The following is a 15,466-nucleotide window of genomic DNA, read 5'->3' on the forward strand; positions in this document are numbered from 1 at the left end:
GGTAACCAGGCCCAATAGAGAAGCTCAACCCGGCATGATCTCCACAATCGGTCAATCGAAAAAAAAGAATCGCTCCTTGAGGGAGGCGGCGCCGAGGCGGCCGCCCCGCAAGGAGCGATTTTTGGGTTTATCCGATTTTCTCGCGCCAATCCCGGATGTCCGCGTTCAGTTCCTTCAGGTCGGGAACCGGCGATTTGGCGTCTTGCAATTCGTATTTGCTCTTCAAGCTCAGAATCCGGTAGACGCTCTCGTCGAGGCGTTCCTCGGAGATCTTCCCGCTCTTGACGCTCTTCAGAACCGATTCGAAGGCGGTGCGCTCGTTGTCGTATCCGTGGCCGACGAGAAGAATGTCGGCGCCCGCCTCGATGGCCATGACCGAAGCTTCCGCCAGCGGGTAATGCTTGGCGATCGCGCCCATCCCCAGGTCGTCGGTGATGACGACGCCGTCGTAGCCCATGTCGCCGCGGAGGATGTCCCCGACGATGCGCTTCGACAGGGAGCCCGGCTTGTCGGGATCGATCTTGGGATACAGAATGTGGGCGACCATGACCGCCTCGGCATGGTTCTTCACGGCGGCCTGGAACGGAACCCATTCGAGCTTCGCCAGCTGCTCCGGCGTCTTGTCGACGACGGGCAGGTCGAGGTGGGAGTCGACCGACGTGTCGCCGTGGCCGGGGAAGTGCTTGACGACGGGAATGACGCCTTCGCTTCGCAGGCCCGTCAGCTCCGCCAGCCCCAGCTTCGACACGAGATCGGCGGAGCTGCCGAAGGAGCGGTCCCCGATGACGGGATTGTCGGGGTTGCTGTTCACGTCGAGCACGGGGGCGAAGTCCATGTTGAAGCCGGACGACGTCAGCGCCCGTCCCAACAGCTGGCCCATCGCTTCGGCCAGGTCGGCGTCCCCGGTCGCGCCGACGGCGGCGTTGGCCGGGAACTTGACGTATTCCGAAGGCAGGCGGCTGACGCGTCCTCCTTCCTGGTCGACGCTGACGAAGATCGGGGCGGGATTCGCGGCGTTCGTCCGCTTGATCGCGTTGACGAGGGCGACCGTTCCCTTCAAGTCGGAGACGTTGTTCGAGTATAGAATGACGCCGCCGACCTTGTCATCCCGGATCATTCGCTTGGCCTCGGCGTCGAGCTCCTTGCCTTCGAGGCCGGCGAGAATAAGCTGGCCGACCTTCTCCTCGAGCGTCATCTTCTCCATGCGGGTCTTCACGGGATCCGTCGGCGCGGAAGGCTCCTTGGAGCCGGAAGGGGACGGCGAAGCCGGCGAGGATGCGCCGGGAGAAGCCGGCTGGGTGGGCGTCACGCTCGGCTCTGCCGGCGAAGAAGCCGGTTGGGACGGCGATGGGGATGAGACGGGCGGCGATTCCGAACGGGCGCACCCGGACAGAAGAAGGGTCAGCGCCAGGCCGAGCCCGGCGATCGGGCGATAGTTCAACTTTTTTCTCTCCTTTCCGGTATGCACGGGGCGTAAAAGCAAGGCTCCACCCCGTAAATGGAGAGGAGCCGATGATATAGACGTCGATAGCCGGATAAAAGTTCAGGCCTTGCCGACTTCGAACGAGCTCTTCAGCGATACGATGCGGTTGAACACCGGCCGTCCCGGGGCGCTGTCCTTCGGGTCGACGTTGAAGTAGCCGTGACGGAAAAACTGGAACTTGTCCTGCCCGGCCGCATCCTTCATGCCCGGCTCGACGAACCCTTCCAGCGTCTCGAGCGAGTTCGGATTGATGCGCTCGAGGAACGACGAATCCTCGCCCTCGTCTTCGTCGCGGATGAGCGGCTCGTACAGCCGGAACGTCGCGGGCACCGCCTGCGAGGCTTCGACCCAATGGATCGTGCCCTTGACCTTGCGCCCGGAGAAGCCCGATCCGCTCTTCGTCTCGGGATCGTACGTGCAGCGCAGCTCCACGACCTCGCCCGCGTCGTTCTTCACGACTTCCTCGCACTTGATGAAGTAGGCGTGCTTCAGCCGAACTTCGTTGCCCGGGAACAGGCGGAAGTACTTCGGAGGCGGCACCTCCATGAAGTCGTCCTGTTCGATGTAGATCTCGCGGGAGAACGGGATCCGGCGGGTTCCCATCTCTTCGTTCTCCGAATTGTTCTCCGCTTCGAGCCACTCCGTCTCGCCTTCCGGATAGTTCGTGATGACGACCTTCAGCGGGCGAAGGACGGCCATCGTTCTCGGAGCCTTCAGCTTCAAGTCTTCCCGGATGAAGTGCTCCAGCATGCGCTCGTCGACGACGCCGTAGCTCTTCGCCACGCCGATCTCGCGGCAGAACGCGCGGATCGCCTCCGGCGTATAGCCCTTGCGGCGAAGGCCGGAGATGGTCGGCATGCGCGGATCGTCCCAGCCGTCCACGACCTTCTCGTCGACGAGCTGCTTCAGCTTCCGCTTGCTCATGACGGTGTTCGTCAGGTTCAGCCGGTTGAACTCGTATTGGCGCGGCTTCGCTTCCGTCTCGCAGTGCTCGACGACCCAATCGTAGAACGGGCGCTGATCCTCGAACTCGAGGGTGCAGATCGAGTGGGTGACGCCTTCGATCGCGTCCTCGAGCGGATGCGCGAAGGCGTACATCGGATAGATGCACCAGGCGTCTCCGGTGTTATGGTGATGCGCGTGTACGATCCGGTAGATGACCGGGTCGCGCAGGTTGACGTTCGGCGAAGCCATGTCGATCTTGGCGCGCAGCACCTTCTCGCCGTTCGCGAACTCGCCTTTGCGCATCCGCTCGAACAGGTCGAGATTCTCCTCGACGGAGCGGTTCCGGTACGGGCTCTCGACGCCCGGCTCCGTGAGCGTGCCGCGGTTCTCGCGGATCTGGTCGACGCTCTGGTCGTCGACGTAGGCGAGCCCCTTGCGGATAAGCAGGAGGGCCTTGTCGTACATTTGGCCGAAATAATCGGAAGCGAAGAACAGGCCGTCCCATTCGAACCCGAGCCACTGCACGTCCCGCTTGATCGATTCGACGTATTCGACGTCTTCCTTGACCGGGTTCGTGTCGTCGAACCTCAGGTTCGTCCGCCCCTTGAATTCGTCCGCCAGCTCGAAGTTGAGGCAGATCGACTTGGCGTGCCCGATATGCAGGTAGCCGTTCGGCTCCGGCGGGAAGCGGGTCACGACTTCGGTCACCCGGCCGGCGGCGAGGTCTTCCGCCACGATAGTCTTGATGAAGTTGTTAGATGATGCCGATTTGCTCTCCAATCCGACCAACCTTTCTCGCGTATATCATGTTATTTCTTCATCATACACAAAACGGGCCCTCCTTATAAAGAGGAAAGGAAAAAAAACGGGGGTCGGAGAAGGCGATGTCGGGCGATGTCGAAAAAACGGGCCCTAAGCCTTCTCAGGATTCTCATAAAAAAATGCTAAAGGCGTAACTTTTTGCCGGAATGCATCGTTATAATTGGGGAAGGCAATTGGCAGAGGGAGGGAATTCGGATGCTCGCTTGGAAGCAGCGAAGCAAATCTAAAGAGAAGCCGGGCGGCCAGCCGGAGGCCGAAGAGAGAGACGGCGGCCCGGCGGGCTCCCCCGCGAGCATGGAGCCGCTGCTGGTCGTCCGGGGCGTGGAGCGTTCGTTCGACGTCGGAAGCCAGAAGCTGCGGGTGCTCAAGGGAATCGACCTGGAGCTCAAGCCTCAGCAGCTGGTCATGCTGAAGGGACGATCGGGCTCCGGCAAGACGACGCTGATGAACCTGATGGGAGGCTTGGACGTCCCTACGCAAGGCCAGATTTATTTCCGGGGCCAGCCGTTCCACGAATGGGACGATAACCGCCGGACGAAGATCCGGCGCAAGGATATCGGATTTATTTTCCAAGCATATGCCTTGATGCCCTTGCTGTCCGCGTACGAGAACGTGGAGCTGACGATGCGAATGGCGGGCGTTCCCCGGTCGCAGTGGAAGGCCCGGGCGACGGAGTGCCTGGAGATGGTCGGCCTGGCGAAGCGGATGCATCACCGGCCGTTCGAGCTGTCGGGCGGGGAGCAGCAGCGCGTGGCTATCGCCAAGGCGATCTCCCACCGGCCGAGCCTCATTCTCGCCGACGAGCCGACGGCGGAGCTGGACTCCCAGATGGCGGCTCAGGTGATGGCGGTCTTTCGCGAGATCGTCGCGACCGAGAACATCTCGATCTGCATGACGACACACGATACAACGATTATGGAGGTAGCGGACCATGTCTATGAGATGGTGGACGGCGTTTTCGTCTAAGAGAGAAGGAAGGAGCCCGGGGAACGGGGGGCGCGCCCGTACGGCGGGGGTGCTGGCGGTCGTCGCGCTGTCCGTCGCGGTGAGCGGCTGCGGATTGTTGCCCGACGAGCCGGAAGAAGCGGATCTGTCGTCCATTCAATTGCCCCAGATCTCCAAGAAGCCGGAATACGAAGTGTCGACGAAGACGCTGGAGACGACGGTATCCGGTTCGGGCAAGATCATGTCGACCCAGGAGAAGACGCTGTATTATACGACGAAGAGGCTGGAAGGCAAGTTTATTAAGAAATTATACATACAAGTCGGAGACGTCGTGAAGGCCGGGCAGCCGATCGCGGAGCTCGACGTGGAGGACATGAAGGACACGCTCCGCAGCCAGCAGCTCGCGTTCCGCCAGCTGGAGCTGGAGATGAAGCAGACGCTGCGCGACAAGGACACGATGGATCCGATCGACTTCGAGCAGAAGCAGATCAACTTCGAGAAGCAGCGCCAGGACATCGTCGATCTGCAGCAGGACATCGCCGACGCGGTGCTGACGGCTCCGTTCGGCGGCACGGTCGTAAGCGTAAGCGTCCAAGAGGGCGCATCGGTCAAGGAGTACGATCCGATCTGCATTATCGCCGATCCGACGAAGCTGGTCGTCACCGGGAACCTCTCCAAGGACGACCTGGAGAAGGTCGCGGTCGGCATGGAGGTGGAAGTCGACATCAACAGCGCCGGCAAGGTCAAGGGCAAGGTCCGGTCGCTCCCGCAGCCGCAGACGGACAACAACAACGGCAACGGGAACGGCGGCGGACAAGGCAACGGCGGCCAGAAGATCGAGCGTCCCGAGCAGTATCTGCTCGTCGACGTGCCGCAGCTTCCGAAGACGGCCGTCCGCGGCACGCCGCTTACCGTCAAGGTCATCGTGAACCGGAAGGAGAACGCGGTCGTCATTCCGCTCTCCGCGCTGCGCACGATCGGGGCCCGCACCTACGTGCAAGTCGTGGAAGCGGACGGCAGCAAGCGCGAGGTCGACATCGAGGTCGGCCAGCAGACGTCCACCGACGCCGAAGTGTTGCAGGGACTGACCCCGGGGCAGAAAGTCGTAGGTAGATAATCGATGAGCGCGCTGATCCGATTTCTATTCCGCAAGATGTGGAACACCCGCTGGCTCACGATCAGCACGCTGGCCGGCCTGCTCGTGGCGGTGGCGTTCACCACCAGCATTCCGATGTACGCGGACGGCGCCCTGAAGCGCGTCGTCGCGCAATCGCTCAAGGACAACAGCGAAGGCCTGCCGGCCGGATCGCTGCTGATCCGCTACCAGTCGACCGACGGCAAGACGGACCGGACCGCCTTCGACAACGTCAACAAGTACATCTCCGAAGAGGTCCCGGCCAAGATCGGCTTCCCGGCGGACGCTTCCCAGCGCAGCCTGACGATCCGCAGCGCGGAAGTGACGCCGGAAGATCCGAACAAGGTCGACGCGAGCCGATCCCGCAAGATGGCGCTCGCTTCGTTCGGCGGGCTCGCCGACCAGGTCGAGCTGGCCGGCGGGAAGATGTACGCGGACCGCGTCGCCCCCGACGGCACGATTCAGGCCGTCATGATGGAAGAAGCGATGTTCCGCAACGACCTGCACGTAGGCGACGTCCTTCTGTACCCGATATACGGAGGGCTGAACCTGACGCTTCGCGTCGAGATCGTCGGCTCGTTCAAGCCGAAGGACGAAGCGAGCGCGTACTGGTACCAGGGGCTCGACAGCCTCATGAACACGCTGTTCATCGCCGAGCCGGCGATGCTGGACGATCTGATCGGCCAGATGAAGATTCCGCTGCAGACGGCGAGCTGGTATACCGCCTACGATCTTCGCGAGATCCAGACGAGCCAGCTGACGCCGCTCGGCAAGACGCTGAACCGGATCGACATCGAGGCGTATCAGCTTCTGAAGGATACGCGGGTGGAGATCTCCTTCGCGAGCATGCTCGGCGAATTCCGCAGCCAGAGCATCCAGCTGCAGACGATGCTGTTCACGCTGGCGGCGCCGATGATCGCGATGGTGTTCTACTTCATCACGATGAACGCCCGCCAGGCGCTGGAGAAGCAGCGCTCCGACATCGCGGTCATGCGGAGCCGGGGAGCCGGCACGCGGCAGATCTTCATGATTTTCCTGCTGGAAGGCGTACTGCTCGGCATCGTGTCCCTGCTCACCGGTCCGTTCATCGGCTGGTTCATGGCCAAGAGCATCGGTTCGGCGAACGGCTTCCTCGAGTTCGTCAACCGGAAGGCGATTCCGGTCGGCTTCAGTACCGACGGCATTATCGCCGGCGTCGTCGCCGTGCTTGTCGCCATCGGGGCGGCCGTTATCCCGGCGCTCGTCTTCACCCGCACGTCGATCGTCGACTACAAGCGGAAGATGGCTCGAACGGACCAAAGGCCGGTCTGGCAGCGCTGGTTCCTGGACGTCGTCCTGCTCGGCGTAGCCGCCTACGGGTGGTATCTGTTCAACGAACGGCAGATGGTGTCGTTCAAGACCGGCATGACGACCGACCAGCTGAACGTGCAGCCGTTCCTGTTCTTCGTGCCGGCGCTGTCGATCTTCGCGGCCGGGCTGCTGTTCCTGCGGCTGTTCCCGCTTATTCTGAAGCTGCTCAATAAGCTGTGGAAGGCGATTCTGCCGGTACCGCTGTATCTGACCTTGACGCAGCTGTCCCGTTCGTCCCGCTCGTACTACCCGCTGATGATCCTGCTCGTTCTGACGCTCGGCCTTGGCGTGTACAACTCGTCCGCAGCCCGGACGATCGGGCTCAATTCGGAAGAGCGGATCCTGTACAAGTACGGAGCCGACGTCATCGTGCAGACGGTGTGGGAGGGCAGCCCGGAAGTGACGGCTCCCTCGGGCTCCGGAGGCGGACAGGGCCAAGGCGGAGGCGGTCAAGGTCAAGGCGGCGGAGGCCAAGGGGGCGGGGGCCAAGGCGGAGGCCAACCGAACCGTCCGACACCGACGAAGATCAACTACAACGAACCGCCGTTCGAGGTGTTCCGCACGCTGCCGGGCGTCGAGCACGCCGCCCGCGTCCTCCAGACGAAGGCGAGCGTCACGATCTCCGGCAAGACGGCGGGGCAGGGAACGATCGTCGGCATCGACAACGTCGACTTCGCCCGCGTCGCCTGGTTCCGGGACGATCTGTACCCGGCCAACCCGTACAAGTATTTGGCCGTCATGGGCAAGGCGCCGGAATTCGCCCTCGTCTCCTCCAATCTGGCGAAGAAATTCAACCTGAAGCCGGGAGACCAGGTTCAGGCGATGCTCTCCGAGGAGCCGGTCACGTTCGTCGTGGCGGCCGTGCTTCCGTACTGGCCGGCGCAATATCCCGACGAGTCGCCGTTCATCGTCGCCAATCTCGATTATATTTACGATGAGGCCCCGCTTATGCAATACGACGTCTGGCTGAAGATGAAGCCGGACGCCAAGACGCCGGACATCATTCCCGCGCTGCAGAAGAAGGGCATCGAGATCGCGTCGATCAGCGACGCGCGCAACGAGCTGATCGTGCAGAGCAAGCACCCGGCCCGCGGCGGCGTGTTCGGCATTCTGAGCTTGGGCTTCCTCGTCTCGGCCGTCGTGTCGCTCGCCGGCTACATCCTGTTCTGGTTCTTCAACCTGTCGGGACGGATCGTGCAGATCGGCGTCCTGCGGGCGATGGGGCTGTCCCGCAAGCAGCTGACCGGCATGCTTCTGCTGGAGCAGGTGTTCACGGCGGGGCTGTCGATCGGTCTCGGCATCGGCATCGGCAAGCTGACGAGCGTGCTGTTCCTGCCGTTCCTGCAGACGACCGACAACGCCGCCGGCCAGGTGCCTCCGTTCCGCGTCGTGTTCGACAACGCGGATTCCGTGAAGCTCTACATCGTCGTCGGAGTCATGATGCTGATCGGCGTCATCCTTCTCGTGTCGCACATCCGCCGCCTGAAGGTGCATCAAGCCGTCAAGCTGGGAGAGGAGCGTTAACGCCATGATCCATTGCGAAGGACTCGTGAAGATTTACAAGACGGACGATCTGGAAGTCGTGGCGCTCCAGGGATTGAACCTGACGGTGAACGACGGAGAGATGATGGCCATCATCGGCAACAGCGGCAGCGGCAAGTCGACGCTGCTGAACATCCTGGGCGGTCTCGACCGCCCGTCCGCCGGTCAGGTTCGCGTCGGCCCTTGGGATCTGCTCAAGGTAACCGACGACGACCTCGTCAAGTACAAGCGGGACACGGTCGGATTCATCTGGCAGAACAACGCCCGCAACCTGCTGCCGTTCCTGACCGCGCTCGAGAATGTCGAGATGCCGATGATGTTCTCGGGCAAGGTGGACCGCCCTTACGCGAAGCAGCTGCTCGAGTGGGTCGGCCTGAAGGAGCGGATGCACAACAAGCTGACGCAGCTGTCGGGGGGCGAGCAGCAGCGGGTCGCCATCGCGATCTCGCTCGCGAACAAGCCGAAGATGCTGCTCGCGGACGAACCGACCGGGTCCGTCGATTCCCGGACGTCGGACATCATCATGGATATTTTCCGCCGGTTCAACCGGGAGCTCGGCCTGACGGTCGTCATCGTCACCCACGACTTGTCGCTGGCCGGCAAGGTGGACCGCGTCGTCGCCATCCGGGACGGCCTGACGAGCACCGAATTCATCAAGAGGAACCCGAATCTCGACCACGCCCCTTCGCTGCACGGCGGAAGCGCGCTGGACGAGGTTCACGAAGCCTACGTCGTCGTCGACCGGGTGGGAAGACTGCAAATTCCGAAGGAGTTCCTGCAGGCGCTCGAGATCAAAGACAAGGCGAGCATGGAATTCGACGGAGAGAAGATTTTGATTCGGGCACCGAAACCTTTGGAGGGGGAAACCGCATGACAACCCGTATCACCCAGGTCCGCAAATGGACGACGGCCGCCATGGCCGTAACGATTCTCGTTCCGACGCTCGCCGCTTGCAGCGGCAAGAACGAGGAAGACCCGAACAACCGCCGCACGCTTCGCGTCGGGGTCATGTACGGCAGCGCGCAGGAAGAGCAGTACCTGCGCCAGCAATTCACCGACCTGTTCGAGTTCTCGCACAACAACATCGATATCGAGATCGTTCCGGCGATCGACTACACCGAGAACCAGTTCGAGGAACAGAAGCCGGATCAGCCGCAGCCCGACCCGATCGAGAAGGTGAAGGCGATTATGACCGGGGCGAACCCCGTCGACGTCATGATCCTGCAAGACACGGCGATGCTCGGCAATCTCGTGCAGGAGAACCTGCTCAAGCAGCTCGACCCGCTGCTCAAGGAAGACAAGATCGACGTCAACGATTACGTTCCGGCCGTCATCGAAGGAATCAAGGAGCAGGGCGACAACCAGCTGTACGCGCTCGCCCCGACCTATACGCCTTCCGCCTTGTTCTATAACAAGAAGGCGTTCGCCAAAGCCGGCGTCGACGTTCCGACCGCGCCGCTGACGTGGGACGATCTGTTCAACCTGGCGCGCCGGCTGAAGACCGGAGAGGGCAAGGACGCGAAGTTCGGCTTCACGTTTAACCAATGGGGCTACAGCAACGGCTATTACGACGTCCAGAACTACATGGCGCCGCTGCAGCTCAAGATGTACGATGCCAAAGCCGAGAAGATGACCGTCAACACCCCGCAGTGGGAGAAGGTCTGGACGACGATCACCCAGCTGTACAAGGATCACGTCTTCCCGAGCAACGAGGATCTGCAGGTTCAGATGTCGGAAGAAGACCAGAACCGGTATAATCCCTATATTCAGCAGCCGTTCTTCAACGGCAAGGTCGCGATGGTCATCGGCAATTACAACATGATCAACGACATCGAGACGTACAACAAGAACTATCAGAAGTTCAAAGGCATGGAGCAGCTCGATTGGGACGTTCTGCCGGTTCCGACGTTCGCGGAAGCCCCGGGCGTCAGCAATTATATTTACCTCAGCTCGCTCGCGACGATCAACGCGAAGGCGCAGAACCCGGACGACGCCTGGGAATTCGTCAAGTTCATGAACGGCAAGGAATGGGGCAAACTCCGGTCCCGCAGCAGCTACGAGATGCCGACTCTGAAGGAGTTCGTCAAAGTGAAGGACGGCATGAGCTACAACATCGACGCGTTCACTTCGATCAAGCCGATGTACAACTCGAACAGCTACGCCGAGCAGAAGCTGGAGCAAGAGCGCCCGAACCTGCGCTACATCTCGCAGTTGGCCGAGATCCAGTACAACAAGGTAATCCAAGGCCAGAAGACGGTCAAGGAAGCGTTGGCGGAATTCGAGACGAAGGGCAACGATCTGCTGCAGAAGATCAAGCTGAACCCGAAGGGCGAGATGCAAGGCGTGTTCGACGACGTCTACGGCGGCGGGGGCGGAGGCGGCGTCGTAAGGCCGCTGGACTAACCGGGAGTTTAGCCGCTTGATATTTATTCTTTTTCATAACCCATAATGGTACGCGACGCCGCTCGGGCAGACACCCATGCTGAACGCAGCGGCGTTCGTTCTGGCCTAAGGAGGAAATTTCTGTTGCGTCTCACCCATAAACGAAACGTCCGTTCCCTGTCCGCGCTCGTCGCGCTGTCGATGCTGGTCCCGCTCGCCGCGGCGTGCAGCAAGGAGGATCCGGACGATCCGAACAACCGCCGGACTCTGCGAATCGGAATGCTGTACGGAAGCAAGGACAACGAGTCGTGGTTCCGTCAGCAGTATACCGACATGTTCGAGCTGGGGCACAAGAATATCGACATCGAACTCGTCTATTCCATCGATTATTCGGACCAGATGTTCGAGTCGTACGAGGAGAGCAAGAAGCGGGAGCAGCCCGATCCGCTCGCGAAAATGAAGGAGCTGCTGACCGGACAGAACCCAGTCGACGTCGTCATGCTCGACAACGGCATGCTCGGACAGCTCGCCCAGGAGAACCTGCTCCAGTCCCTCGAGCCGCTCATCAAGGAAGACAAGATCGACCTGGAAGCCTATGTGCCCAATCTGATCGAGAGCATCCGGGAGCAAGGCAACGGCCAGCTGTACGCGCTCACTCCGACCTTCTCGTCGTCGGCTCTGTTCTACAACAAGAAGCTGTTCCAAAAAGCCGGGGTCGAGCTTCCCAAGGACAACATGACGTGGGACGACGTCTATAATCTGGCCCGAAGGCTCAAGACGGGAACCGGCAAAGACGCGGTCTACGGGCTGTCGTTCACCGATTGGGGAGGCGGGCTCAACTTCTGGAACATCGCCAGCATCGCTACCCCGCTGAAGCTCAAAATGTACGACGACAAAGCGGAGAAGATGACGGTCGACACCCCGCAATGGGAGAAGGTCTGGAAGGACCCCGTACAGCTCTATGTAGACCATGTCATCCCGCATCCGGAAGATACGCAGCAGGAGCAGCCGGCGGACGGCAGCTACAGGTATAATCCGTACCAAGACCGGCCGTTCTTCTCGAACAAGGTGGCGATGGTCATCGGAAGCTACAACCTGGTCAACGATCTGAACACGTTCAATCAGAACGTGGATAAGATGAAGGGCTACGAGAAGATCGATTGGGACGTCGTCACGTACCCGGTTCTGTCGGAGATGCCGAACGTCGGCTCGAGCATGTATCTGGGCCAACTGACCGGCATTAACGCCAAAGCGCAAAATCCGAAAGACGCGTGGGAGTTCATCAAGTTCATGAACAGCAAAGACACGGCGAAGTTCAAGGCTCGCAGCAATTACGAGCTGAGCGCGCTGCAGGAGTTCATTCAGCCGCCGGGCGGCGCTTCGTTCAATATCCAGGCCTTCTACGCGCTCAAGCCGATGCCGTACGAATTTAACGAAGCCGACGACAAGCTCAACCGCGAGCGGCCGAACTTGAGCTATGTCAGCCAATTGGCGGACATCACGTTCCAGAAGGCGATCGAAGGCAAGCTGTCCGTCAAGGAAGCCCTGCAAGAGTGGCAGACGAAGGGGACGGACATGCTGCAGAAGATCAAGACGAATCCGAAGGGCGAATTCGACATGTCTCCGTACATGGATGCCGGCGACATGTCTCCGCAGAAGCGGGCGCTCATGCGGGCATCCGGCGAAATCGTCGGCTGACGGTCCTCCAGACGTGACGGCCGTCTCCCGCGGCCGTTCGCCGGCAAGCGCAAGCGTTCCCGGAATAATTCCCAACGCCGGGAGCGCGATTAATCGGGGCGGCGAGCGTAAATCCTAAGGACCGTAAACCCACGATCCGGAGGGACATCGCGATGAAATGGGTGTATTGGTCCAGGCTATACGACAGCAAATTTCAAGCGGGCTGTCTCGTCAGACGAATGGAGCACGACGGTTGGCTGTTCGGAATCGACATGCCGCACGAGATCGAAGTGTACCGTTCCCGCAAAGGCAAGTACGGCGTACGATATATTCCGTAAAGCGATGCCAAGGTCCGGCGGCGGCTATTCCGAGAGCCGCGGGCCTTGGCATCGCCGCTTCCTTGTGGTAAGGTCGTTGTAGAAGGAGCGGATGACCATGAGAAGAATGCCTTTATCGGCCGATACGGCCGTCAAGCTGGCCAAGCACCTGAACGTGCCGCTGGAGCACCTGATGCATATGCCCCAGCATATTCTGCTGCAGAAGCTGGCGGAGATGGCGAAGGCGGAAGCGGAGTCCGCGCCGAAGCCGGACGGAGAGACGGGAGAGCGGAGCTAGTTCGACGCTTCGCCGTAGCCGGGCGAATATCGTTCCGCGTCAAAATGCTTGCATGAATTTCGATATTTTTCCTTGACGTATGGCTAGTCTTTATTGTATATTAATTCTTGTCGCCATTGAACGACACGTGAACAACGACGCGGGGTGGAGCAGCCCGGTAGCTCGTCGGGCTCATAACCCGAAGGCCGCAGGTTCAAATCCTGCCCCCGCAACCAATCTTCTCCTCGTGAGACCTAACGAGGGCCCTTAGCTCAGTTGGTTAGAGCTGTCGGCTCATAACCGATTGGTCGGGGGTTCGAGTCCCTCAGGGCCCACCACATGAGGACAAGCTAGTGTCGAACGACCAAGCCGGGGTGGCGGAACTGGCAGACGCACAGGACTTAAAATCCTGCGGTGGGTGACCACCGTACGGGTTCGATTCCCGTCCTCGGCACCACAAGCTTTACCTTGACCTAATCATCAAATTCCAACGCGCCTCGCTTCCCACAGAAGCGGGGCGCTTTCGTTTACCGGCAAGACCGGTTATGTTGGAGACAAGCGTTCCGCGAGACAAGCGGGGACAGAGGAGGAGATAGACCGTGTCGCGAACCTTTTTTACATCGGATCACCACTTCGGCCACAAGAACATTATCGACTTCGAATCGAGACCGTTCTCCGGCGTCGAGGAGATGAACGCCGCCATGATCGAGAGCTGGAACTCCGTCGTCGCCAAGGAGGACAAGGTGTTCCACCTGGGAGACTTCTCGTTCCTGAACCGAGACAAGACGAGGGCGATCGTGGAGCGGCTTCATGGCTACAAGGTGCTTATTCTCGGCAACCACGACCGCGGCCGGTCGCGAGGCTGGTGGCTGGACGCCGGCTTCGACGAGGTCAGCGAGCATCCGATCGTGTACCAGGGCTTCTTCTTCCTATCCCATGAGCCGATGTACATGAACAAGCATATGCCTTACGTCAACGTTCACGGCCATATACACGGGCAGAAGTACGAGGGGAAGAGCTACTTCAACGTCAGCGTGGAGCACTGGGAGTACAAACCCGTTCCGTTCGAACAGATTCGGGACTCGGTGGCGGCGGACGAGGAGCAGTAGCGCTGGAACAGAGGTTATGGAACGGAAGCTATGGGACAGAGGCTATGGAACAAAGGCTATGGAAGAAAGGCTATGGGACAGAGGCGTTGGGCTGAAGTTTTGAAACGGAAGCTTTGAAAAGGAAGCTCTGGAGCATAAGCTTCGGGCGTAAGCTCGAAGCCGGATTGGTTTTCCAACATTTGGAGCGGGGGGAATGGCGGAGGGACGAGCGGGCGAAGCAGGAAAAAACGGGTCGCGCGTTGAACTTCTATCCTTGGATTTCTTGAGTTCCGCACGAGGAGAAGAGGGGATGACATGACGAAACAATACGCCATCGACTTGGCCAAGAGGCTGTACCGCGACAACGACCGTTCCTACTTTGTCATTCAGGACCCCAAAACCGAGGAATACAGGGTTATCGAGAAAGCGGAGAAAGAGCGCGACAATCTGAACCGCTTCGTCGTCTTCAGCATCGAGACGGATGATTGATGTGAAGTGAGCAAGCGACCCGCGAAGTCAAGGGCCGCCCGGCGATTCGCCTCCGATCCGCGGCGGCTATCGATCCGGGCGGCCCTTCCTGCGCCTTAGCGAAGCTGGCGAGCCAGCTCCTCTACGCGATCGAGCGGTCAGAGCCCGATCGCCGCGGCGAACTCCCGCTGCAGCCGCCGGGTGACGGGGCCGGGCGCCCCGCCTCCGACGGCTCGTCCATCCACGGCGACGACGGGAGTGACTTCGACCGTCGTCCCCGTGATGAACGCTTCGTCGGCGCCGTACAGCTCCTCGAGCGTGAAGGGGCGCTCCTCGACGGCGATCTCCGCCGCGCGGGCCAGACGCAGCACGACCCCGCGGGTGACGCCGTGCAGGATAAGATTGTTCGCCGGGTGGGTGATGACGGTGCCGCCGCGAACGATCATGACGTTCGAGGCGCTGCATTCCGTCACGATGCCGTCGCGGTGCAGGACGGCGTCGCTCGCGCCCGCGTCGAGCGCCTGCTGCTTGGCCAGCACGTTGGGCAGCAGGTTAAGCGTCTTGTAATCGCAGTGCAGCCAGCGGATGTCGGGAACGGCCGCGAGCGCGATGCCGGCCTCCATCGCCGCGACGGGACGGGGCACTTCGGTGCAGTAGGCGAGAGCGACGGGCTTCGCGTCCGGCGGGAAGGGGTGGCTTCGCGGGGCCGAACCCCGGGTAATCTGAAGGTAGACGGTTCCTTCGCGGAGGGCGTTGGCTTCGACCAGCTCCTCGAGCTTCCGCCCGATCCGTTCGATGCTATAGGGAAGAGGAAGGCGAATGCCGTCCGCCGTCCGCGCGAGCCGCTCGAAATGCGCGCCGGGCTCGAACAGCTTGCCCCCGTAGACGCGGAACACTTCATAGACGCCGTCGCCGAAATAATAGCCGCGGTCGTCCGGAGAGACGAGAACCTCCTCTTTGGCGACGAATCGGTCTTCAAACCAGTAGACGGATGACACGGATGAATTCCTCCTTCATGGAATTGCGCTAGGAACA

13 protein-coding genes and 3 tRNA genes are annotated in these 15,466 nt (G+C 60.8%); 13 read left to right on the forward strand and 3 right to left on the reverse strand.

Translation table 11 applies throughout. The features are described 5' to 3' along the window. Positions 1 to 127 precede the first annotated feature (127 nt). Complete coding sequence (gene nagZ, locus H7B90_RS16500) at positions 128 to 1,441, reverse strand: beta-N-acetylhexosaminidase (RefSeq protein ID WP_221482066.1); 1,314 nt, start codon at positions 1,439 to 1,441, stop codon at positions 128 to 130. A gap of 102 nt (positions 1,442 to 1,543) precedes the next feature. Further along, on the reverse strand, positions 1,544 to 3,208 hold the full coding sequence (locus H7B90_RS16505) for a glutamine--tRNA ligase/YqeY domain fusion protein (protein ID WP_185136996.1): 1,665 nt from the start codon (positions 3,206 to 3,208) through the stop codon (positions 1,544 to 1,546). Between the two features lie 237 nt (positions 3,209 to 3,445). On the opposite strand from H7B90_RS16505, the gene H7B90_RS16510 reads away from it, so the two are divergent. From H7B90_RS16510 to H7B90_RS16570, 13 genes are all read left to right on the forward strand, one after another. After that, positions 3,446 to 4,216 (forward strand): ABC transporter ATP-binding protein, encoded by a 771-nt coding sequence (locus tag H7B90_RS16510; RefSeq protein WP_185136997.1) that lies wholly within the window; start codon positions 3,446 to 3,448, stop codon positions 4,214 to 4,216. Then, a complete protein-coding gene (locus tag H7B90_RS16515; protein ID WP_185136998.1) occupies positions 4,182 to 5,312 on the forward strand; it encodes an efflux RND transporter periplasmic adaptor subunit in 1,131 nt (376 codons plus the stop codon). Before H7B90_RS16510 ends, H7B90_RS16515 begins: the two co-directional genes overlap by 35 nt. A 3-nt stretch (positions 5,313 to 5,315) precedes the next feature. After that, on the forward strand, positions 5,316 to 8,204 hold the full coding sequence (locus tag H7B90_RS16520; protein ID WP_185136999.1) for an ABC transporter permease: 2,889 nt from the start codon (positions 5,316 to 5,318) through the stop codon (positions 8,202 to 8,204). A 4-nt stretch (positions 8,205 to 8,208) separates the two neighbouring features. Beyond that, positions 8,209 to 9,096 (forward strand): ABC transporter ATP-binding protein, encoded by an 888-nt coding sequence (locus H7B90_RS16525; RefSeq protein WP_185137000.1) that lies wholly within the window; start codon positions 8,209 to 8,211, stop codon positions 9,094 to 9,096. After that, complete coding sequence (locus H7B90_RS16530) at positions 9,093 to 10,625, forward strand: ABC transporter substrate-binding protein (protein WP_185137001.1); 1,533 nt, start codon at positions 9,093 to 9,095, stop codon at positions 10,623 to 10,625. Before H7B90_RS16525 ends, H7B90_RS16530 begins: the two co-directional genes overlap by 4 nt. Positions 10,626 to 10,748: 123 nt before the next feature. Then, entirely contained in the window at positions 10,749 to 12,302 is a 1,554-nt protein-coding gene (locus tag H7B90_RS16535) for an ABC transporter substrate-binding protein (protein WP_246578831.1), read from the forward strand. 152 nt (positions 12,303 to 12,454) lie between these two features. Beyond that, positions 12,455 to 12,619 (forward strand): hypothetical protein, encoded by a 165-nt coding sequence (locus H7B90_RS16540; protein ID WP_185137003.1) that lies wholly within the window; start codon positions 12,455 to 12,457, stop codon positions 12,617 to 12,619. Positions 12,620 to 12,716: 97 nt separating this feature from the next. Next, positions 12,717 to 12,896 carry a YycC family protein gene (locus H7B90_RS16545; protein WP_185137004.1) on the forward strand — a complete coding sequence of 60 codons (180 nt, stop codon included), beginning with the start codon at positions 12,717 to 12,719 and terminating at the stop codon, positions 12,894 to 12,896. A gap of 138 nt (positions 12,897 to 13,034) precedes the next feature. After that, positions 13,035 to 13,111 (forward strand) — tRNA-Met (locus tag H7B90_RS16550). A 25-nt stretch (positions 13,112 to 13,136) separates the two neighbouring features. After that, positions 13,137 to 13,213, forward strand: a tRNA-Ile gene (locus tag H7B90_RS16555). Between the two features lie 30 nt (positions 13,214 to 13,243). Continuing rightward, positions 13,244 to 13,332, forward strand: a tRNA-Leu gene (locus H7B90_RS16560). 142 nt (positions 13,333 to 13,474) lie between these two features. Next, a complete protein-coding gene (locus H7B90_RS16565) occupies positions 13,475 to 13,984 on the forward strand; it encodes a metallophosphoesterase (RefSeq protein ID WP_185137005.1) in 510 nt (169 codons plus the stop codon). Positions 13,985 to 14,278: 294 nt separating this feature from the next. After that, positions 14,279 to 14,452 carry a hypothetical protein gene (locus H7B90_RS16570; protein ID WP_185137006.1) on the forward strand — a complete coding sequence of 58 codons (174 nt, stop codon included), beginning with the start codon at positions 14,279 to 14,281 and terminating at the stop codon, positions 14,450 to 14,452. A 137-nt stretch (positions 14,453 to 14,589) separates the two neighbouring features. Here the strand turns inward: H7B90_RS16570 and dat are convergent, their stop codons facing one another. Further along, positions 14,590 to 15,429, reverse strand: a complete 840-nt coding sequence (gene dat, locus H7B90_RS16575) for a D-amino-acid transaminase (protein ID WP_185137007.1) — start codon at positions 15,427 to 15,429, stop codon at positions 14,590 to 14,592. Positions 15,430 to 15,466: the final 37 nt, after the last annotated feature.

Source organism: Cohnella xylanilytica, assembly GCF_014212175.1.
Taxonomy (GTDB): Bacteria; Bacillota; Bacilli; order Paenibacillales; family Paenibacillaceae; genus Cohnella; species Cohnella xylanilytica.